Source organism: Ekhidna lutea (genome assembly GCF_900188325.1).
Lineage (GTDB): Bacteria > Bacteroidota > Bacteroidia > Cytophagales > Cyclobacteriaceae > Ekhidna > Ekhidna lutea.
In genome coordinates this window covers 481,238-500,810 of sequence record NZ_FZPD01000005.1, presented here as the reverse complement: position 1 = coordinate 500,810, position 19,573 = coordinate 481,238, and the positions used below count along the sequence as shown (strand labels likewise).

Sequence of the window (19,573 nt, the reverse complement as noted above, 5' to 3'; positions counted from 1 at the left end):
AGGACTTAAAAACATCAAAATCGAAATTAACGACTGAATGAGACTTAAACTCAAAATCTCTGTTCTTCTTTTCATTACTACCTTATTTTCTTTTTCACAAAACGCATTGATCGTAGATGAAGCATCCAGAAAACCCATTGTAGATGTCTTTATCTATCATGAAAATAAAGAGGATGTTGCCTATACAAATGAAAAAGGAATTGCAGATATTTCTGAATTTCCGAAAGGGTTGGTCTTTTTTCAGCATCCCTCCTTCCATCAACAGTCAGTTGCCTATCTTGGAAATGACCTCAAAATCGCGCTGGAAGAAAAGATCATGTCTTTTAATGAGGTGGTAATCTCTGCCAACAAATGGGAGCAAAATGAAGAAAGTGTCTCCCAGCAAATTATGACGGTTAACAGAAAGACGGTTGAGTTTCAAAACCCTCAAACTTCGGCTGATTTACTAGCTGGTTCAGGGCAGGTTTATGTTCAAAAAAGTCAGCTCGGAGGTGGTTCGCCTAAAATCCGAGGTTTTGCTGCCAACTCAGTACTCCTTGTCGTAGATGGCGTACGCATGAATAATGCGATATTCAGAAGTGGAAACCTTCAAAACGTAATAAATATTGACCCAAATGCGCTTGCAAGCTCAGAGGTGATTTTCGGCCCTGGATCAGTCATCTATGGAAGTGATGCTTTGGGTGGTGTCATGGACTTCCATACCATCGATCCAAAGTGGTCTTCAGATCACATCGCTGACGTTAGTGCCAATGCAATGGCACGATACAGTACTGCAGCAAATGAGCGAACCGGACATTTAGATGTGTCTGTAGCAAAAGAAAAATTTACCTTTTTTCATTCGTCTTCATTCACAGCATTCGGCGATTTGAGAGCCGGTGGTAAACGAACTGGTGGCTATGAAGGAGAGTTTGAACGGACGTTCTATGCTCAAAGAATAAACGGTGAAGATCAATTGGTTAGGAACTCTGATATCAATGTGCAGAAGTTTTCTGGGTACGATCTGTTTAATACTATTTCAAAAACTAAGTACCGAATCAGTAAGAATGCAGATATAAGCTACGGATTCTATTATAGCACCACATCTGATATACCTCGGTATGATAATCTGACAGAAACCATCCGACCTGGTTCTGATTCATTGGCTGCAGCAGAGTGGTACTATGGACCACAGAAATGGCAAATGCACAACCTCAAACTCAATTTTTACAAGCGTAACGCGTTGTTTGATCAAGGTAAAGTAACACTGGCCTATCAGGATTTTGAGGAAAGTAGAAATGACAGAAGGTTTGGTGATAACCAACTAAGGGTTAGAACCGAACAAGTGGATATGTATTCACTATCGTTTGATTTTGACAAAGAATTTAGTGCATCAAATCTCTACTATGGTATAGATTTCTATCACAACGATATTTCTTCCGATGCATTTAGAAGGAATATTGAGTCAGGAGAAATCACATCAACGAGCAGCCGATATCCGGACGGAGGAAGTGATTTCACTTCACTTGCTGCATATGCAAGTTTTGTAAATGAACTAACTGATCAGGTTACATTCAATAGCGGATTGCGTTTCAATACAATTCGTTTAAAAGCTAAGACAACAGAGGCGGAGGCTTTTTCAAATAACGCTTCAGAAATAGACCTACAGAACTCGGCTTTTAACGGATCTCTTGGGCTTGCTATCAATTTGAATGAAGAAAGTAAGATTAGCTACAATATTTCATCAGGATTCCGTTCACCAAATGTGGATGATGTTGGAAAAGTCTTTGATATAGGTAACAGCCTGGTGGTACCTAATCCGGATTTAAAACCTGAATACTCGTTAAGCTATGAGATAGCCTATCAAAGGAAAACAGACAGATCACTATTCAAAATAGTGGCTTTTCACAGTCGCTTGTTTGATGCCATTGTAGACGGGCCGTTTACTTTAAATGGAAGTAGTACTGCAAACATCAATGGAGAAACCTTGGATGTATTTGCTAAAGTGAATACCGGAGATGCTGAAATCTATGGAGGTAGCATGATGTATCGAGCAGAAATAGCTGACAATTGGGCACTCTCAAAGACCATAAGCTACACTGGAGGAAAGGACATTACTAATGAAGAACCATTAAGGCACACCACACCTGTGTTTGGCAAAGTATCGGTAACTCATCAGGACAAAAAGTTCAGATCAGAATTTTATATTGAATACAATAGCGACCGGGATAGAGATGAAATTCCTAGCGCAGAAATAGATCGTAAACCTTATTTATATACTGCCAATGGCAGCCCGGGATGGTATACATTAAATCTGAAATCCAGCTATCAGATCAATGAACACTTTAAAATAAATGGAGGTATAGAAAACATTCTGGATAAACACTACCGTCCGTATTCTTCTGGAATCAGTGCGCCGGGAAGAAATTTTATCCTGGCGGTGAGAGCGAACATTTAGATTACTTGAAAAATCTAAGACCTACTGTTAAATCAATTCTGTTTAAACCAAAATCTGCAGGCACTATTGTTCCATTGTTGTCAAATTCAGTTAGCCTGGCTATGTTGACTTCAGCTCCAACACCTATCCCAAAACTTTCAACCAAAATAAAGTCGTAGCTTACGCCTAGCCCAAGTCCAAAGGTGTCACCCTCCTGATAGAAAGGGAAACCATCAACTTTACCGTCTGTTTTATATGTTACTACCCCACCCGAAATGAAATACTGTACAACCTGATCATCATAAAGAAAATTTCTATACATCAGCGATACAGCTGCGTAAGAAAACCTTACTCTCTCATCCCGAATGGTTGAGATATTATATATCTGGGGGTCAAAATCTCCTTCAGCATTTGTAAAGATAAAGTTGTACTTAAGTCCCACCCCAAGGGTCTCAGATGGGAAATAGTGTACATCACTTCCTAAATACCATAACGATTGCAGCTGATTTTTGTATGCATCAGGCCAATAGTCATAACCTTCAAACTGATGGGTATAGCCTGTATTTAATGATAACCTAATTAAGGATGGCTCAAACTCATCCAATATTATTCTGTCTTCTACAGGTATCACAGGTGGACTCGGCTCCTCCTTTTGTTCTTCAGTGCTTTGCTCATAATGTTGAACATTTACCAAAGGAATCCTGGATCTCATGAGCAGTATTCCACTCTTATCAAAAACTGAAAAATGGATAAACTCATCTGTTACTCTTGTGATCTTGCAATCAATCGTATCACCTTTTGTCGTCACCACGGTATCCTGGGATATGGCGATGTGAAAGGCCAGAAAAAGAATAAGGAAAAATAGTACCTGTTTCATACACCTGATATACCTACAACAATGACGAGACTAAATAAACCTATTTTAGATCAATTTAATCTTTTTGATAGACTACAAAATAATAAGCCAATGTGAAGGTAGAAATATTACTGCCTATTAGGTCTGAGATCAAATACCCGTGTGATGTTAAACCCGTAGTGAATTTCACCATCCCAAAAATCATCAGTGGTCTCGCCAATGAAACCTTTCTCGTTCATTTGCACTGCATTTGTGAAATGAAGCTGAAAAACATGTCCTCCAGTTTCAATATCTACTCCAACAGCGAATGCATTTTGAAATTGGTCTGATTTATTGGAAAGTTGAGGGTAATATTCTGTTACAATCGCTATTCTATTAGACACCTTATACCTGCTTCCTATTCCAATTGCTATTAAGAGGTTGTCATCGGCATTAGTAGGCACCAAATTCCTTTGGATGAGTGTTGGAGAAATCTGAAGGCTAAAGTTTGAATTGAATTTTCTTCCTAAATGAACTTGGGCAGTGTAGTAATTTCTATCTAAACCATCTAACCCTACAATATCAGCTGTCTTACGTACCATGCTGGCAAATGCAGTAGCGGTAAAAGGGAAATCGTTAGACTGACGTACAATCCTGTATTTTGCAAAGAAGTCAACCGACTTATCAAAGGAAGCACGGCCTAGTCCTATGTTTAGGTTATCAGTCAAGCCATACTCCAATCCCAATCGGATAGTTGAAAAATCCAACCCATAAAAACCATCATATCCGGAATCAAGTGTACCAAACCGATGGCTAATAATAAATTCTAATACCCCATTTGACCTGGTCTCTATTGAATGTCCATTGATTACTCGTGTACTTTTAAATGTTGCGGTTGCATATCCTTTATCATCTCCTTGCTCAGACTCGAGTATCTCCAAAAGTTCATCCTGACTAAAAGCTTGGAGTGCAATTAATGTAAGAATGAATGTGCTAATTCTTTTCATATGGCTTGTAATCAAAAGTAGCCGTTACTTCCACTACCTCAGCAATATTATAAAAAACTGCTTTTGGTATTTTTATTTTAAAGTCCTCGAGACGGACTGGGAATGTGGTGTTTAAACGAATATTATCTCCCTGATAATTAATATCTCCGACAATTGACACCTCCTTAGTGATTCCATGTATTTCAAGTGTACCTTCAGCAGTAGCTTCGGTTTCTCCTACGGAACCATCCCATTCAACAATTTTTCCTTTGAATGTAGCATTCGGATATTTGTGAGATTCCAGGTAATTCTCATTGAAATGCTCCTGCATTAATTTCTTCTTGAATGAAAATGATTTGATTGGAACTACTATTACAATCGCCTTATTGTTGAGGTCAATTAAGCTACTTGCTGACTTATTTGATGCTGTGATATCCTCCAATGTAGCCTCAGAATAAAAGCTTATAAGTGACGAACTACTTTTAAATTTCTGACTAAGTCCAGCTAGACAACTGAACAAGAAGATAAGAAATACTATTTTTTTTATCATGTCTAGTTATCCTGAGCACCATCATCTACCCAGCAGGCAATCATATCAATTTGATCTTGTGTGAGCGTACCTGGAGAGCGTGGCATTGATCCATTTTGAGTTCTTGATTTTATGCCTTCTGCTTTATTCAATACATCATCCTTTTCCGTCCAGTTTCTATCTGAGCCATTATCTCCATTATGACACCCGGAAAACGTACATTGTGCCTGTAGAAGAGGCATAATATCATTGCTCAAGCTAATATTTGAGCTAACATAAATTGATTTTGTAGCGTTGCAACCCGAACCGTCTGTCACGGTAATTTCATGATCTCCTGTACTGACACCACTAAAAGTACTTTCCGTTTGACCACTTCCCTCATCTAATCTATAGGTGTATGCCCCATCTCCACCAGAAGCAGCTACTTCTATTGATCCTGTTGCATCAAGACAATCTGAATTTGTTGAAGAAAGAGTAATAGCAATACCGCCATCTGATTGTATAGTTGTATTTAGGTTGGCAGTACAGCCATCGGCATCCATAATTGTAACCGTAATATCTCCAGCCACCAATCCACTAAATTCTGTGGTAGATTGGAAGTTTGTTCCATCTATACTGTAGGTATAGGGAGTAGTTCCGCCAGAACCGCCTACTGTTATGCTCCCTTGTGTGCTACATGTTGGATTTACTAACGAAGCAATTGAAACTGATAAATCTGTTTGATCACAATCAATAGCGGGTTCCTCACTATTATTTGAGCAGCCCATGAATAGAAATAATGATCCCAAAAAAAGATAATTACATAAATTCTTCATACCCATTAGATCTTAGATGTTACATAAAGTTACATAATTAATGTAACAACATTAAAAGTAGATACCCATTAATTATTAGGTGCTCCGTCATCCGCCCAGCATGCTATGAGATCAATCTCCAGTTGAGATAAGGTTCCACCTCTTGGCATGCTACCTTCCTGAGTTTCAGATTTGATTCTGCCGGCATTTGAAATGATCTCGATATTAGTAATGAGAGTCGGAGAGCGAGATCCATTGTGACAATTGGTGATTGCGCAATTCGTTTCGATTATTGGCATAATATCTTTCTCAAGACTGACGTCCGTCTTTACAGAAACATCTTTGCTTATTATACAACCATCTTCATCCATAACAGACACTTCATGACTTCCGGCCGCTACATTCTCAAAAGAATTTTCCTCAGAAAAACTGCTTCCATCTAGTGAAAATTGAAGAATACCTACCCCTCCGGTTGCTTGTGCAGTAATAGAACCTGTTGCATTCGAACATTCTGATATGGTTGTACTAACACTCAATGAGATTCCATCAGGTTCTGACTCAAGTGTAAAAGGAATACTAGCTAAACATTCATTCTCATCTTTTACAAATAATTCAAAATCTCCTGCAAATAAATCCTCAAACACCGAAGATCTTTGAAAGGAAACTCCATTCAGGCTGTATAAATACTCCTCCTTACCTCCGATCGCCTCTACTGTAATTGAACCCGGCTTGCTACAATCAGACTTAACTGAAGATACCACAGTGAGGCTTAAATCTGAATTTGCACAATCAAAATCGGGTTCAGGTGAATTTGATTCACAAGCGACAAAAAACAGAACAACTAATATGAGGTAATACTTCATCAAAAATTCTTTCTACATAAACGAAATACGCTCTCAATTAGATTTATCAGAGCTTGACTTCAATAATTATAGGTTTCACTATTTGCTTTTATGATCTCCCATGTATGATCGGATAGTAACCTAACTTCAGCCTCAAAAGCTTCATAAGGAAAATTTTTACCCCACTCAGCGGGGCTCACCATAGAAAGCAAATCTGAGCCATCACTTTTATTATAGAGATAATAAACTTTACCGATAACCGGCTGAAACGGAACATGTGCCTGATAGATTCGCTCAGATACCTCCACTCTGTTTTGAAGATATTTGGCTTGCTCAATCAGTGTTTGCATTTGCTCATAAAGCTGTTGAAATTGTCGATCAGTTTGGTCATGCATTGCAGCAACAGCATTGCCTTTGATTCGACCCTTATCTTCGGGTTTTATAATGGCACTTCCAGCATGATGCGCATATTCAATTAACCCAGGAATATCAGAAATCTTTTCTCGTTCTTTCTCAAGATCAATTTTTGCTATATCAATCTTTTTATTACTCATCAGCTCGTTCGGTTTTGTCCTTTTGCCATGGTGCAACAGTGCGTGTGCTGAAATCAATAAGGATGAATATCATAATCAACACGAAAATGATGGCACCAATTAGAAAATATTTCTTCGACTTTGTCATTCCTGCAAATTGAACCATCAAATTTGTATAATAGTTTAGGTCTGAAGAAACGTTTTATTATAAAAAAACGTGAGCATTCATCGAATTGATCCTAACTTCGAGTTTTTTTCAGATTTTCTTGAATTGATAAAATCCTTATGATAGTAGAAGGCAAAATCGTAGAGAAGTACGACACACAAACCATCAAAGAGACATTTAAAAAACGGGAATTTGTATTGGAGTTTGCTGAAAATCCCCAATACCCGGAATTTGTGAAATTTGAACTGATTCAAAGTAATTGTGATCAGTTAGACTCCATCAATGTAGGTGATGATGTAACAGTAAATTTTAATCTGAAAGGCAGAAAGTGGACTGACCCTCAGGGACAGGTTAAGTACTTTAACAGCCTTCAGGCATGGCGAGTAGATCCCAAGTCTTCATCAGCAGGCCAGGAAACTCCTCCACCACCTTCTCAGGAATGGGCAAAGGAGGACTTTTCGCAAGATGATGATCTACCGTTCTAACGTTTTTTTCGGAAAGTAATTGGAATATAATCGTCAGTTGGTAATCCGATATGTGCAAGATCCCAATTCTTATCATATCCATTTACTAACTGGCGGATACATTCCACCCTGTCTTCAGTAGGATATGGGCAGTCATCCCAATGAAAAATCTCAACTCTGTATTGATACTGTTTTTTTATCCCATTTACACGTACCTCTACTTCAATATCCTGTTCTTCATTTAGCTGGGGTATTTCTATGCCTATGATTCCCATATGATTAATAGTTTTTATATTCAACTGGCAAATAATATACCCAAATCTGTAACCTACTATTTTTCAGTACGTTATCGTCTACCCACATGAAATCAGTATTCCAATATCGGACATTTTTTCGTTCAAAATCAGTCATAATTGTTTCATCTGCTTTAATTGCTTTAATCTGTGTGAACTGTACTTCTGATCCTGAAAAAAGGCCATCTCCATTACGATCCGATAGCACAAGCATTGGAGGTGTTGGTGCATACATTGAATTCAGTAGCCCGGGAGTCAAAGACAGAAAAATTTTTGGAGAGGGTGATGATTTTCTGGTACCCTACGATGAGCTTTGGAGAACAGGTGCTAATCACGCAACATTTATTGAAATTGCCGGTGATATGAAGATTGACTCATTTTTACTAGAAGCAGGAAAATACTCAATATTCACCATTCCAAACCGATACGAATGGACGCTCATTTTTAATAAGGAATGGGATCAATGGGGGAGCTATCAATACAAAGACAGCCTGGATGCCATACGAATGAAGATTACTCCCAGGTATGCAAATCAGTCCCAGGAGCGAATGCTATTCTACTTTGCTGATGATTCGTTAAAATTCAGATGGGATAAGGTACGATGGTCCGTCCCGATCACTAATCACCCTTAAGGGCCTCATTAACGACACGAATCTTTAATCGGGACATACTTGTGATAATGTCTTCACATTCGTGCAGCAGGAAACGTTTTTTCATCACTTTCGGATCAAAAAATCCAATATATACATCTTCGTCTTCTTGCCAAACAAGTATTTTCATTGGTAAGTCCAAAGCAGTTGTTTGCCTGCAAGAAACGAGCTCGATCATTAGATTAGGATCTTCGAACAATATCATTCTGGTAGGTGGGATTTCTACTCCATAATCAAGCGCAACCTTATCGTGCTCGACGGTCTCAAAGTAGACAAGTTTCTTCTTTTTAATAATCTCTACCAATCGCGTGACGGTTTCATCAACAGATTTGTTGCTGAGGTAGGTAGTTAAGTTTTGAGCATTGGCACTTACTATTACAATCAGGGCAAAGGCGGACAGAAGCTGTTTCATCAGTAGTTTTCGTTTGTGATGCTAAGATAATAGCTTCAATTTAAGAATGGAGCTATATTTATTCTATGGACTTATTGCATATATCACGTAGATTAGCAATGGGAACACATTATTTTTACTGCGCTAACGGATAACCCAATCTATGAACATATACGCCAAACTTACCATTCTCTGCCTATTCCTGGTTCTATTTACTGCTGGTGTTCTCTCGTTCTTCGCTGATCAAAAAGTAGAGCAGACCCTTAAGGAAGAGATTGTTAGAAGTATGACGCAGCAATCCAAAGGGATTAGTTCGGATATTGGAAGGTTTATGTATTCTCGTCTCAATGATGTGAGAATGGCAGCTCGAAATTTGTATTTTACAAATCCAAATGCGGACCCTGAAATATTAACTCAGCGACTTCAGGAATTGGAGGATATTAATAACCTGTATTACTCTTTTTCCTACTTTGACATGAACCGAGTTAGGATTGCAGATAGTAAAAGAATTTCAATAGGCAGACAACATCCCAACTCACTTTACTGGACCAAGTTAGGACCAGAGCAGAATGAAACAGTTGATGTGTCAAAATCAGAATCAGTTGGTAGGGTTATAATGCATTTTGCATCTAAGGTAAAGGCCTCTGATAATAGTGATATAGGTGTGCTTGTTGGCCGGATTTTGGTAGACGAGCTTTTTAAAATTGTAGACGAGTATACACTGAGTTCGGATACTACGCGAACTTTAGATATCCATCTAATTGATGGTGCAGGAACAGTACTATATTCCAATATCGACCCCTCTAATATTCTCAATACACAATACGAACAATTCGAGCTTATATCTTCATTGAATGAACCTGGAGTTAACTTTCTGGAAACACAGGACGCACTCTATTTTGTTACCCGAGAAACTAACTACCTGTCGTTTACGGGTAATGATTGGGCACTAATATTAAGTGTGCCTAAGGAGCGAGCTTACGCGCCGCTCAGTCAAATTAGAGAGCAGATACTCTGGGCCGTTTTGCCAGTACTGGCTCTTACTATCATATTAGCTTTGATAGCTGCTAACTTCTTCGTTAAACCAATTGTTAAACTTAGTCTTGCCGCAGAGGAATTGAGCAAAGGAAATTTGGATGTTGAGTTACCAATAGGAAGCAAAGACGAAATAGGTAAGCTTGCCAAACAGATGGCAAATACATCTCAAAGCCTTATCGGACAAATAGAAGAACAAAGACAAACAAATAAGCAGCTAATTGATCAAAAAACTCAAATTGAGATGCAGAAAAATCAGCTGGTTTCTGTTTCATCTCAAATCAGAGATAGTATTAGCTACGCAGAGCGTATTCAACGTTCAACGCTCCCACCTATTAGTACACTTAGAAGCATCTTCCCTGAATCTTTTGTAATGTACAGACCCAAGGATATTATCGGAGGTGATTTTTATTGGTTTGAGCGAGTAAGACGAGGGAACAATGAATTTATGATCGTGGCATGTGGTGACTGTACCGGACACGGTGTGCCTGGCGCTATCATGTCTATTATGGGAAGCAACCAGCTGACTAACATTGTCTACTATCAAAACTATCTTGATCCAAAGAAAATAATCTCACGCCTTGATAAAGTAATAAAATTTGAGCTTCAGCGTGAAACAGATGAAGTGAATAGAGACGGAATGGAAATCGGTATTTGTGTTATTGATCTTGACACCTTAAAAATGGAATATGCCGGAGCTGGTATACCACTTAGGCTCATGAAGCATGGTGATGACAAGCTGACAATATACAAAACTCCGAGAATGATGGTGGGAGGAATAGAGGGAGATGAACAAGAGGTGCATGCACAGCTGGTTAAAGAAGTGATCCAATTAGATGCAAAGGATAGAATCTTTCTTTCATCTGATGGCTATCAGGATCAATTTGGCGGAGAGAATGATAAGAAATTCATGTCTAAAAACTTTCATAAGTTAATTGAGGAATCTTCTGATAAGCCATTATTAGAGCAACAGAAAATCATAGAGAAAACCTTCAGCGAATGGTCGAAAAACACAAGTCAAACGGACGATGTTTGCGTGCTTGGCTTTGAGGTTAAATAGGGAAGTTGATCATATTAATGAGGAGCCAGTGAATCTTCATTTACTGTCATTTCATAAAGTTCGGATAAAGCAGTATTGAGGGACTCCATAAGGTCATCATCCATTTCTATATCTGGATTGAGGTCTTCCATTTCTTTTAATGTATGCCCCTTCTCCCTGATTTCATCTACCCTTTTTAAGCATATCCTTGTCCACGATTGCGGACTGATATTCACTGTACACCAATTCTTAAAACTACTCGCCTTTATAGCCATCCCAAATATTAGAGTTTAAAGCCTATGATAGAGATATCATCGTTTAGGCTCGATCCTGCTTTCCAGGTTTGCAGATTACTCATTAAAAATTCTCTCTGCTCTCCCATCGATTTGCCTTGCACGGATTTGAGCATCTCTTCAAATTTCTCGTAAGAGAATTTGACACCATCTTCATTCATCTGGTTGTAATATCCATTTGAATACATGTAATAAGACGCGTCAGGCTCAATGCCTATCTTATCCGCTATGGCATCTTCAAAATGATCGCCTTCATCACCTTTTAATAAGGTTGATTTAGTTCCATTGAAGACAATCATATCCTGATTGATCCCGCTAAATTGTAATGTATTTGCGTTATGATCAAATACTGCAACGGAAACTTTTAAATCACACTGAAGTTCGTCAGATCCCGCAGCATCCAGCTCATACTTGAGCTCATTTATTATTTCTCCTGAATGGAAGATTTTACGATCATGCGTGAGGTAATTTAGAACAGAATCCGCAATAAGCGTTTTCAATGACCCGACTATTCCTTTACCATCAAACTCGATCAAAGAGACAACAGTATAATCTTCCGACCTGAAATTTAGTCTGGTCGTCCATACAAACTCTTCACTAAAAAGATATTTCGTCTCAAAAATCACAAAGTGATCATGAAACTGTCTACTGAGGTATCTGTCATTTGGCAGCATACTTTGCTGGAGTAAACCAGCGTATCTAATGCTGTCAATCAATCGCTTGTTGATTTTATTTAACTCTTGGGTTCTTTCCCTTACCCTACTTTCCAACTCAACATTGCTATCCTCTAGTTCTTTGATGTGTTCTTCACTCTCAGCTGCCTGCTGATAGGTCTCAATGGCCCGCTCAAGCACACCTTTCATTTCATCAAAATTCCATGGTTTGGTGATGTATTTGAAAATACCACAACGATTAATTCCATCCTTAATTGCTTCAATATCTGTAAAGCCTGTAAGGATGATTTTTATAACATCAGGGTGATCAGGAAGTATCTTTTCCAGAAACTGAGTTCCGGTCATTTCAGGCATTCGCTGATCAGTAACGATCACCTGAATCTCTTCCTGATTTAAAATATCAATCGCTTCTATTGGGTTAGTGGAAGTGTAGACATTAAAGAACTTTCTAAAGTTCGCTTTAAAAACCCGAAGGTTTGTTGCCTCATCATCCACATATAAAAGTGAAAACTTTTTCTTTTTTGTTGGTCGATCAATCTGTTGCTGGTCATGAATCTCTTCCATCCTCACTTGGTCTTAAGTTGTTTAAATTAATTACTCTCTGCTACCTCTTGCTCTTTCTTCTTAATAGGGGTTATTTTCTTCGGTAGAGTTATGACAAACTCTGTTCCTTTACCAACCTCACTTGCAAGTTCAATTTTTCCACCATGCTTTTCAATAATACCATAGGTAATAGACATTCCCAAACCTGTTCCTACACCTACCTCCTTGGTCGTAAAGAATGGCTCCCAAATTCTATTTTTAATTTCATCCGGTATACCTACTCCGTTATCTTTTATTCTTACAAACACTTCATTGTCTGCCTCTTCGGTATAGATGGTTATTTCAGCATCTTTCTTTTCATCAGGCATTGCCTGCACAGCATTATTCAAAATGTTCATAAAAACCTGGTTAAGCTGTCCAGGGTAACATTCGATCTCATGCATGCTTTCATCGTAATGCTTGGTGATTTCGATCTTGCCTTTTGTTTTGTTACGAAGCAGTGTCAGTGTTGCATCAATGTTTTCATTGACATTTGCATTCTTAGCTTCCTCTTCATCCAATCTGGAGAATACTCTAAGTCCCTTAACGATTTCAATAGTTCTAGAAACTCCGTAATTGATGTCATTTATCAAATCATCTAGTTCATCCACTATCTCATCATATTCGTGTTCTTCTTTGAGCTCTCTCACTCCTTCCAGTACATCTTCCGGATCATCTCCGTCATCCAACCGAGTATACTCCTCTGAAATCTCTCTCATAGCCTCAATCGACATCTTCAAGGAAACCATACCACTCGAAATAAAGTTAATCGGGTTGTTAATCTCATGAGCAATACCAGCTGTAAGCTGACCTAATGATGCCATTTTTTCTGAGTGCACCAACTGAGATTGAGCTCCTTTCAGCGAGTCAAGTGCTTTTGAAAGCTCTTCTTTTGATTTTTGCTCATTTTCAAGCAATGATTGTAATTTTTTCTCTGCAAGGAAAAGCTTCTCATTATCTTGTAATTGCTTATCTGCCAGTTCCCTAATTTCAACTTCGGAATCCTGTAATTTCTTATACGCAAGGTTCAGTTCATCCTGTGCTGCAATCAGACGTTCATTAATTTTAATCTGCTCTTCTGATGATTTGAGCAACTTAGCCTCTGATTCCTCGAGCTTAAGGTTTTTCTCCTCGAGTTCTTTTCGAGATAAGTAAAGCTTCTTGTTAATAAGCTTTTGTTTTTGGAAGTTGATTTTCAGCTGCTGCTCAGATTTCTTCACTTTTACGAAAGCCTTGTTTGCTGACAAGTAATTCTCACTTGCAAGTTTAACCAGGGGTCTAAAAATGAAAAACCCTTGTATAAGGAAAATACCGACAAAAACTGAAAATCCTACATACTCTGCCAGCCCCAGACTAGCTCCCCTATTTTGTGCATTTTCAACAAAATAATCTGTTATATCAGTTGAAGCAGCGTCATATCTTCTCACTGTATTTACCAGTGCCTCGATTGACCTCCGAAGCGCAAGGAAATTTATACTTGTTCTATTATCGGTGAAGTTTACATCCAAAATATTGGATGTGTTTGTATTCATATCGAAGAACAGAAACTTTAGCTCTTCCTGCAAAGCCACGTACTCATCTGTTTGTGATGGTTGTGTAAGATTGAGGTCTGCATCGCCATTGATTAATGCCTGATGTCCCTTTTGCCATTGCGGGTACACCCTCCTCAATTCATTTTTGAAAAAATCAAAATTCTTTTGTGTTTCAGAGTAGCCCATTCCAAGAGCTGCCTTCACAATTTGTTGCCCCATGGTTGACTGATTTGCAGCAACCTGAACGACTTTAGGATCTTGATTAAATGAGTTGGTTATCTCTTTTTGGAGGACAAAGACGTAATATGCGACCGCCCCTATCAAGACCAATGCCGTTAGAATGTAGACATTGGCATATAAATCCTTCTTTAACATACCTTGATCATAGTTGGTTAAACTCTTAACTAGTTAATCTCTATTGCCTTAATGAATTAAAAAAATCCTATTAGCAAGTCCCTCAAATCTATAGTAAAAAAAGGTTTATTGGAAATATTACATTTTTATACATATTTTCCATTAGAAACAGCTAATCAAATTACCTAGTATCATTTTGGCGTTTACTTCCTATACTAAAATAATAAAGAAAACCTAATTTGCCTTTTCGTAATTTTTAATCCCGTAAGTCTAATAAAGATCATAGTTTTACATTTGGAATAATCGTGGGTTGGAGTGCTGACAACCTTAAACAATTGATAATCACCGTGAAGTTTTAGGTGATTAAACATTTGGTTTAATTAGTCATAAGTTCTTACTTTTCCAGCCCAAAGAAAATTACCCCTATTTATGGATTATCTGAGGAGCTACAAAAACATTTATGACCAAAACATTATTCTAATGTTCAAGGGTGAATTGACCTTTGATCTGGTAACTGCCATGATAGGGACATTGGAAGAAAGACTTGAGGAGTTAGAGGAAAACAGGAAAGTGAAGAAAAAATTCTACAATGTAGCTACAGAATGTATTCAAAACCTCTATTATCATTTGGATGAGGTGAATGCTGATGACATGAAAGTGAGTAGCTATGATTCAAATTCGGCCTTGATTATGATCTCCGCTCGTAAAAGATTCTATAGTCTTCAAACGGGCAACTATATACCTTCCTCTAAGACAAAAGAAATTCAAAAAAGACTTGATGATATCAATGCAGTAGATGCAGATGAATTAAGAGCATTATATAAAAAAGTACTTGCTGAGCAAGAATTTTCAGACAAAGGAACGGGAGGGTTAGGCTTTATAGATATTGCAAGAAAAACGGGTGGTCAGAAACTTAGATATAAGTTTCAACCGGTTACCGATAAAGTTAGCTACTTCACATTTCAAATTAGATTGCCAAGATTAGAAGCGTAGGACCAGAAAGTATAAACCAACAAACCGTAGAGAGATTTATGGAAAAAGTATTCATCGAACCAACAAGAACAACCCCATTGATCAATTTTGATCCTGATGAGGGTTTATTGGAAATGAGGGGTAGGTCAAGTCCTGAAAACTCTATTCAGTTTTATCAGCGTGTGCTTGACAACCTTGATGAATACGCCGTTTCTGGCGGGGATGAAATAACGACAAATATTGCATTTGAGTATTTTAATACGAGCTCTTCGAAGTGTCTCTTTGATGTCTTCAAGCGATTAAGTAAAATTGAAAACAGTGGAAGAAAGATTACTATAAACTGGTATTTCGAGGAAGGTGATGATGATATGATGGAGGCAGGCGAAGACTATAGCGATCTGCTTGATTTAAATTTTAACTTCTACGAAATAGAAGAAGATGACTTGTGACCGCAACTAAATAGATGAATAAAAACCATGAGCTTTATTATGACGAAATAGACAGTCTTAGAAAATTCAGATCTAAGATTGAAACGCATGCGATCTACAAAGAAGACCTGGATTCTTTTTCGGATGAATACGAGGAGCTCGTCGCTCAAGCCAAAGTAATTACCAGGGTTTCTGATCGATTACAGAAGAAACTGGATAATGCTAATATGCAAATCCGTGAGCAAAATGACGAAATCAAAGACAAGAACGTACAGTTAGCAGATACTGTAACCCAACTAGCGAAAGCTAAAGTTGGCAGAAAAGCTTCCACAATACTTCTTACGGTTGCCGTAGTGTTGTTTATTCTTGAACAACTTCTACTTGAACCAATCATTGATGAATATTTTGACACCCAATTTGTTAGTTTAGGAATTCTTGGCGCACTCTTTTTGCTTATCAAATTCTCTGAAGGTGCACTTGAAAATTACTTTATGAATAAAGAGAAAAGCAAAATCCTTCAGAAGGAAGAAAACGGACAATTTAATGCAACTTAATCCGAAGCAGCACAAGCTGGCCCGCCAGGTAACCAGTAATTTCAAATTTCCACTCTTTCTTGTAAAAAGTCTACCGATGGGTTGGATAGCCGGATTAAGGGTTAGAGAGCTGACTGGAAAGAAATGTGTAACATCAGTTCCCTTTAAGTATCTGACAAAAAACCCATTCAAGTCTACCTACTTCGCGGTACAAAGCATGGCTGCAGAGTTATCGACAGCTACGCCTTGCCTACTTGCCATCACGGGACAAAAACCTTCTGTAGCATTTATAATCGTTGATTTAAAAGCTACATTTAGCAAGAAAGCCACTGATAGAGTTTACTTCACCTGTGAAGATGGAGCTAAGGCTTTTGAAGCAGTTGAAAATTGTATCAAAACAGGTGAATCAGCCGAAGCTACATTTAAAACGGTTGGTAAAATGAGGGACGGAACGATTGTTTCAGAATTTGAATTTACCTGGTCATTTAAGCAGCGAAAATCATAAGTCTTTTAAAAGGACATTGCTTTCGCTTGATTTCCACTTGTCTTCAATCTTTTCTAATGCATCTTCGATCGCAACAAAAGCTTTCGTTTTACGAGGATCGAAATCCCCCATTCCCTCTTTTTCATACTTATCCAGAATAGTAAATAAATCCATCTTATGGATATCAAAACTTGGCTGATAAGCTACTTCTTCAGCTTCGACTCTAATTATAAGTCCTGATTTTTCAAGATCATAGCAGATATCAGCCAGGTATCTTCGCGGAATATTGACCATCCCACCAAGGTCATTTAATGTGAGAGGTCCCTGGCCATCGCGTTTCTCAAATTTCTTAACAATCCGATACAGTAAGAGAAGAACAAGTTTTTTTCGATGGCTCAAACTTATTTTTAGTTTCTCAGAGTTCATCTCCCACTGATTGATGTATTGAGCACCGTAGCAAATTTCCGCACCAAAGAGCACTATAAGCCAGCTAATTTGAAGCCAGATAAGAAACAAAGGAAGGAATGCGATGCTACCATAAATGGCATGGTAACGAGAAAAAGCAAACTGCAAGGAAATAAAGGCCTGTTGGTTCAACTGATAAAGTGTCCCTGCTACTATACCTGCAAAAAGTGCCGGCCAAAATTTAACACGTGTATTGGGGAATATTAGGTATATACCAAAAAGCAAGAACCACAATATGGTATAAGGCAACAACTTTAACAGAAAAATAATGCCCGATTTTAATTGCCCAAGAAACTCCAGGTTTGTAACGAACCCCTGTATAGCATCCTTTACAAAAAGGGTTGAACTACTTGCAACAATCAATAAAACCGGCCCTAACAAAATCACTGCCACATAATCTGATATTTTTCGCTCCCACCTCCTGTTTTTCTTTATATCCCACATATCATTGAATGCATTTTCAATGTTCATGAGTAGCCGAATAACAGTGTATATAAGAAAAACAGCGGAAGCTCCAACAACTATACCACCACTTTGTGTATCCAGCATTTTGTCTACAAAAGGCTGTACCTGATTAAGAACTTCAGTCTGGCCAGAGAAGTATCTTTCAAGCTCCTTTTCCATCAACTCTCGGATTCCAAATACTTTGGCGATTCCAAAAATTAGTGCAAGGACCGGAACCAATGAGAGCATTGATAAATAAGTGAGCGCAGAAGCTTTTTCAGCACACTTGTCAGCGATGAACTCCTTTATTGCTATTACCCAGACTCTGATAAATCCATATAAGAAGCGTTTTCTCTTAGGGAGAGATTTTAGTCTTAAACGCCATAGGTCAACCTCAATGAATTGTCGAACCTGATTCAGCTTTTTTGTCATTGAATCCTTGATTTTAGCGAAAAGATAAGGAAATCCATGGCAGTAACGCTCCGCCATTTAAAAGAAAAAGGGGCTGAGAGCCCCTTTTTCACCTAATCACCTGTAAAATCACCTATCATCCTATGACATGAAGATATACGTAATAACAACTCACTCCGTATCTCCCCTATCCTAAGTTCTTTTCAATTCTAAAATCGTAATCTCCGGAAGTATACCAATTCTTCCCGGATAACCAATAAACCCATAGCCTCGATTAACATAAAGTGATTGATTTCCTTCCTGATACAAATCAGCCCACTGCTTGTACCTGTACTGCACTGGACTCCACCGGAAATTCCCTATCTCCACCCCGAATTGCATGCCGTGTGTATGTCCTGCAAGCATAAGATCTATGTCCTGATATTCCTGTCTAATCTGGGCGTCCCAGTGGCTTGGGTCATGAGAAAGCAAAAGCTTGTATGGTTTTTCTTCTGCCCCGGCAATTGTCTGCTCCATATTGCCGTATTTTGAAAAGCGTCCTGCTCCCCAGTTTTCACAACCAAGTATGGCAATTTCTTCTCCATCCACTTTGATGGTTCGATTTTCATTGAGCAACAAGTCATAGCCCATGTACCTGTGCATATCATGGAGGTTTTTTATATCCTTTTGCTTAGCTGCCTCGGATGACCAACTAGTATAATCACCGTAATCGTGATTTCCCATCACCGAGTAAACACCAAGCGGTGCTCTCACTCGTTTGAAAATATCCAAATACTCCTTTGCCTCCTCGCTCTTATTATTCACCAGATCTCCGGTAAAAAAAGCCAAATCCGGCTTCTGGGCATTGAGTAGATCAATCCCTCCTTCCACTGCTGTTTTATTGAAAAAGCTACCCGTGTGTATATCTGAAATCTGAGCGACTCGTATACCATCAAAGGCTTTTGGTAGGTTAGGTGAATAAACCACCCGTTTTCGTACCCTGTAATCATGTGCGCCGGAAATAACTCCAAAGCTCATGGCGGCAATAGGAACTGCTCCTGCAATGATGGCTGACTTCTGCATGAACTCAGAGCGTGAGGTTGAATGCTTTTCTTCAACAAAGGGAAACAGATTCACAATCCAGGTAATCCCTCTTCGGATGTCTTCCAGCATCAAGAAGACCGTGGCAAACAGCTTTCCCATGAATAGAATGAAGAAGAATGTCGTAATGTAGAGCCTTAGATCTGCGAATACCTTAGGATTGATCTGACGATACAGAAGGACCCCAGCTAAAGACAGAATGCTTACCACCCAATAACTCACAAGAACCAACCTCCTCCAAATCGGAGACAACCCTTCAGCGAGTGAACGAACAGCTATGAAAACGTAGACATCCAATACCAGGTAAATGGAGACAAGAAATATGGCGAAGTATATGCGACTCATATTAAC

General features: G+C 38.6%; 22 protein-coding genes. 8 read left to right on the top strand and 14 right to left on the bottom strand.

Annotation, left to right across the window (positions count from 1 at the left end):
• Window positions 1–37: 37 nt before the first annotated feature.
• The gene (locus CHB71_RS16200) at window positions 38–2,434 is read left to right on the top strand and encodes a TonB-dependent receptor (RefSeq protein WP_089357981.1); all 2,397 of its coding nucleotides are present in this window, start codon (window positions 38–40) and stop codon (window positions 2,432–2,434) included.
• A gap of 1 nt (window position 2,435) precedes the next feature.
• Here CHB71_RS16200 and CHB71_RS16195 read toward each other — a convergent pair whose 3' ends face one another.
• The 7 genes from CHB71_RS16195 to CHB71_RS19110 all read right to left on the bottom strand — a co-directional run bounded on the left by CHB71_RS16195 (window position 2,436) and on the right by CHB71_RS19110 (window position 7,080).
• The gene (locus CHB71_RS16195; RefSeq protein WP_089357980.1) at window positions 2,436–3,290 is read right to left on the bottom strand and encodes a hypothetical protein; all 855 of its coding nucleotides are present in this window, start codon (window positions 3,288–3,290) and stop codon (window positions 2,436–2,438) included.
• 107 nt (window positions 3,291–3,397) lie between these two features.
• Entirely contained in the window at window positions 3,398–4,255 is an 858-nt protein-coding gene (locus tag CHB71_RS16190; RefSeq protein WP_089357979.1) for a DUF5777 family beta-barrel protein, read from the bottom strand.
• On the bottom strand, window positions 4,242–4,784 hold the full coding sequence (locus CHB71_RS16185; protein ID WP_089357978.1) for a YceI family protein: 543 nt from the start codon (window positions 4,782–4,784) through the stop codon (window positions 4,242–4,244). Before CHB71_RS16185 ends, CHB71_RS16190 begins: the two co-directional genes overlap by 14 nt.
• Window positions 4,785–4,786: 2 nt before the next feature.
• A complete protein-coding gene (locus CHB71_RS16180; protein WP_179213449.1) occupies window positions 4,787–5,578 on the bottom strand; it encodes a SprB repeat-containing protein in 792 nt (263 codons plus the stop codon).
• 68 nt (window positions 5,579–5,646) lie between these two features.
• Window positions 5,647–6,420 carry a hypothetical protein gene (locus CHB71_RS16175; protein ID WP_089357976.1) on the bottom strand — a complete coding sequence of 258 codons (774 nt, stop codon included), beginning with the start codon at window positions 6,418–6,420 and terminating at the stop codon, window positions 5,647–5,649.
• Between the two features lie 59 nt (window positions 6,421–6,479).
• Complete coding sequence (locus CHB71_RS16170; RefSeq protein ID WP_089357975.1) at window positions 6,480–6,953, bottom strand: DUF2452 domain-containing protein; 474 nt, start codon at window positions 6,951–6,953, stop codon at window positions 6,480–6,482.
• Window positions 6,946–7,080: a hypothetical protein gene (locus tag CHB71_RS19110; RefSeq protein ID WP_262485929.1), complete on the bottom strand. Its 135-nt coding sequence runs from the start codon at window positions 7,078–7,080 to the stop codon at window positions 6,946–6,948. The genes CHB71_RS16170 and CHB71_RS19110 overlap by 8 nt, the downstream gene beginning before the upstream one ends.
• 137 nt (window positions 7,081–7,217) lie before the next feature.
• On the opposite strand from CHB71_RS19110, the gene CHB71_RS16165 reads away from it, so the two are divergent.
• The gene (locus CHB71_RS16165) at window positions 7,218–7,583 is read left to right on the top strand and encodes a DUF3127 domain-containing protein (protein ID WP_089357974.1); all 366 of its coding nucleotides are present in this window, start codon (window positions 7,218–7,220) and stop codon (window positions 7,581–7,583) included.
• Here the strand turns inward: CHB71_RS16165 and CHB71_RS16160 are convergent.
• Window positions 7,580–7,837, bottom strand: coding sequence for a hypothetical protein (locus CHB71_RS16160; protein WP_089357973.1), 258 nt, complete (start codon window positions 7,835–7,837; stop codon window positions 7,580–7,582). The two genes, CHB71_RS16165 and CHB71_RS16160, sit on opposite strands and share 4 nt — an antisense overlap.
• Before the next feature lie 86 nt (window positions 7,838–7,923).
• Here CHB71_RS16160 and CHB71_RS16155 point away from each other — a divergent pair, with 86 nt between their 5' ends.
• Entirely contained in the window at window positions 7,924–8,487 is a 564-nt protein-coding gene (locus CHB71_RS16155) for a DUF2911 domain-containing protein (protein ID WP_089357972.1), read from the top strand.
• On the opposite strand, the gene CHB71_RS16150 is transcribed toward CHB71_RS16155, so the two are convergent.
• Window positions 8,474–8,917: a DUF302 domain-containing protein gene (locus CHB71_RS16150; protein WP_089357971.1), complete on the bottom strand. Its 444-nt coding sequence runs from the start codon at window positions 8,915–8,917 to the stop codon at window positions 8,474–8,476. The genes CHB71_RS16155 and CHB71_RS16150 overlap by 14 nt on opposite strands.
• Window positions 8,918–9,059: 142 nt before the next feature.
• On the opposite strand from CHB71_RS16150, the gene CHB71_RS16145 reads away from it, so the two are divergent.
• A complete protein-coding gene (locus CHB71_RS16145; protein WP_089357970.1) occupies window positions 9,060–10,991 on the top strand; it encodes a SpoIIE family protein phosphatase in 1,932 nt (643 codons plus the stop codon).
• Window positions 10,992–11,005: 14 nt separating this feature from the next.
• On the opposite strand, the gene CHB71_RS16140 is transcribed toward CHB71_RS16145, so the two are convergent.
• From CHB71_RS16140 to CHB71_RS16130, 3 genes are read right to left on the bottom strand one after another with little or no spacing between them, the layout of a single operon-like run.
• The gene (locus tag CHB71_RS16140; RefSeq protein ID WP_089357969.1) at window positions 11,006–11,245 is read right to left on the bottom strand and encodes a hypothetical protein; all 240 of its coding nucleotides are present in this window, start codon (window positions 11,243–11,245) and stop codon (window positions 11,006–11,008) included.
• 8 nt (window positions 11,246–11,253) lie between these two features.
• Window positions 11,254–12,501 (bottom strand): response regulator, encoded by a 1,248-nt coding sequence (locus tag CHB71_RS16135; protein WP_089357968.1) that lies wholly within the window; start codon window positions 12,499–12,501, stop codon window positions 11,254–11,256.
• Window positions 12,502–12,527: 26 nt separating this feature from the next.
• Entirely contained in the window at window positions 12,528–14,426 is a 1,899-nt protein-coding gene (locus tag CHB71_RS16130; protein ID WP_089357967.1) for a sensor histidine kinase, read from the bottom strand.
• A 408-nt stretch (window positions 14,427–14,834) separates the two neighbouring features.
• On the opposite strand from CHB71_RS16130, the gene CHB71_RS16125 reads away from it, so the two are divergent.
• The 4 genes from CHB71_RS16125 to CHB71_RS16110 are packed head-to-tail and all read left to right on the top strand — an operon-like array spanning window position 14,835 to window position 16,843.
• On the top strand, window positions 14,835–15,398 hold the full coding sequence (locus CHB71_RS16125; RefSeq protein ID WP_089357966.1) for a SiaB family protein kinase: 564 nt from the start codon (window positions 14,835–14,837) through the stop codon (window positions 15,396–15,398).
• A 38-nt stretch (window positions 15,399–15,436) separates the two neighbouring features.
• Entirely contained in the window at window positions 15,437–15,826 is a 390-nt protein-coding gene (locus CHB71_RS16120; RefSeq protein ID WP_089357965.1) for a DUF1987 domain-containing protein, read from the top strand.
• Between the two features lie 14 nt (window positions 15,827–15,840).
• A complete protein-coding gene (locus CHB71_RS16115; RefSeq protein WP_089357964.1) occupies window positions 15,841–16,359 on the top strand; it encodes a hypothetical protein in 519 nt (172 codons plus the stop codon).
• Window positions 16,349–16,843, top strand: coding sequence for a hypothetical protein (locus CHB71_RS16110; RefSeq protein WP_089357963.1), 495 nt, complete (start codon window positions 16,349–16,351; stop codon window positions 16,841–16,843). Before CHB71_RS16115 ends, CHB71_RS16110 begins: the two co-directional genes overlap by 11 nt.
• On the opposite strand, the gene CHB71_RS16105 is transcribed toward CHB71_RS16110, so the two are convergent.
• Together CHB71_RS16105 and CHB71_RS16100 are read right to left on the bottom strand one after the other, a co-directional pair.
• Entirely contained in the window at window positions 16,838–18,163 is a 1,326-nt protein-coding gene (locus CHB71_RS16105; protein ID WP_179213448.1) for a YihY/virulence factor BrkB family protein, read from the bottom strand. The genes CHB71_RS16110 and CHB71_RS16105 overlap by 6 nt on opposite strands.
• Before the next feature lie 171 nt (window positions 18,164–18,334).
• Entirely contained in the window at window positions 18,335–19,567 is a 1,233-nt protein-coding gene (locus tag CHB71_RS16100) for a metallophosphoesterase (RefSeq protein ID WP_089357961.1), read from the bottom strand.
• Window positions 19,568–19,573: the final 6 nt, after the last annotated feature.

Bases quoted from the DNA above. Each gene is read 5' to 3' on its own strand.
- CHB71_RS16200 (WP_089357981.1), top strand. From the start codon at position 38: ATGAGACTTAAACTCAAAATCTCTGTTCTTCTTTTCATTACTACCTTA.
- CHB71_RS16195 (WP_089357980.1), bottom strand. From the start codon at position 3,290: ATGAAACAGGTACTATTTTTCCTTATTCTTTTTCTGGCCTTTCACATC.
- CHB71_RS16190 (WP_089357979.1), bottom strand. From the start codon at position 4,255: ATGAAAAGAATTAGCACATTCATTCTTACATTAATTGCACTCCAAGCT.
- CHB71_RS16185 (WP_089357978.1), bottom strand. From the start codon at position 4,784: ATGATAAAAAAAATAGTATTTCTTATCTTCTTGTTCAGTTGTCTAGCT.
- CHB71_RS16180 (WP_179213449.1), bottom strand. From the start codon at position 5,578: ATGAAGAATTTATGTAATTATCTTTTTTTGGGATCATTATTTCTATTC.
- CHB71_RS16175 (WP_089357976.1), bottom strand. From the start codon at position 6,420: ATGAAGTATTACCTCATATTAGTTGTTCTGTTTTTTGTCGCTTGTGAA.
- CHB71_RS16170 (WP_089357975.1), bottom strand. From the start codon at position 6,953: ATGAGTAATAAAAAGATTGATATAGCAAAAATTGATCTTGAGAAAGAA.
- CHB71_RS19110 (WP_262485929.1), bottom strand. From the start codon at position 7,080: ATGACAAAGTCGAAGAAATATTTTCTAATTGGTGCCATCATTTTCGTG.
- CHB71_RS16165 (WP_089357974.1), top strand. From the start codon at position 7,218: ATGATAGTAGAAGGCAAAATCGTAGAGAAGTACGACACACAAACCATC.
- CHB71_RS16160 (WP_089357973.1), bottom strand. From the start codon at position 7,837: ATGGGAATCATAGGCATAGAAATACCCCAGCTAAATGAAGAACAGGAT.
- CHB71_RS16155 (WP_089357972.1), top strand. From the start codon at position 7,924: ATGAAATCAGTATTCCAATATCGGACATTTTTTCGTTCAAAATCAGTC.
- CHB71_RS16150 (WP_089357971.1), bottom strand. From the start codon at position 8,917: ATGAAACAGCTTCTGTCCGCCTTTGCCCTGATTGTAATAGTAAGTGCC.
- CHB71_RS16145 (WP_089357970.1), top strand. From the start codon at position 9,060: ATGAACATATACGCCAAACTTACCATTCTCTGCCTATTCCTGGTTCTA.
- CHB71_RS16140 (WP_089357969.1), bottom strand. From the start codon at position 11,245: ATGGCTATAAAGGCGAGTAGTTTTAAGAATTGGTGTACAGTGAATATC.
- CHB71_RS16135 (WP_089357968.1), bottom strand. From the start codon at position 12,501: ATGGAAGAGATTCATGACCAGCAACAGATTGATCGACCAACAAAAAAG.
- CHB71_RS16130 (WP_089357967.1), bottom strand. From the start codon at position 14,426: ATGTTAAAGAAGGATTTATATGCCAATGTCTACATTCTAACGGCATTG.
- CHB71_RS16125 (WP_089357966.1), top strand. From the start codon at position 14,835: ATGGATTATCTGAGGAGCTACAAAAACATTTATGACCAAAACATTATT.
- CHB71_RS16120 (WP_089357965.1), top strand. From the start codon at position 15,437: ATGGAAAAAGTATTCATCGAACCAACAAGAACAACCCCATTGATCAAT.
- CHB71_RS16115 (WP_089357964.1), top strand. From the start codon at position 15,841: ATGAATAAAAACCATGAGCTTTATTATGACGAAATAGACAGTCTTAGA.
- CHB71_RS16110 (WP_089357963.1), top strand. From the start codon at position 16,349: ATGCAACTTAATCCGAAGCAGCACAAGCTGGCCCGCCAGGTAACCAGT.
- CHB71_RS16105 (WP_179213448.1), bottom strand. From the start codon at position 18,163: ATGACAAAAAAGCTGAATCAGGTTCGACAATTCATTGAGGTTGACCTA.
- CHB71_RS16100 (WP_089357961.1), bottom strand. From the start codon at position 19,567: ATGAGTCGCATATACTTCGCCATATTTCTTGTCTCCATTTACCTGGTA.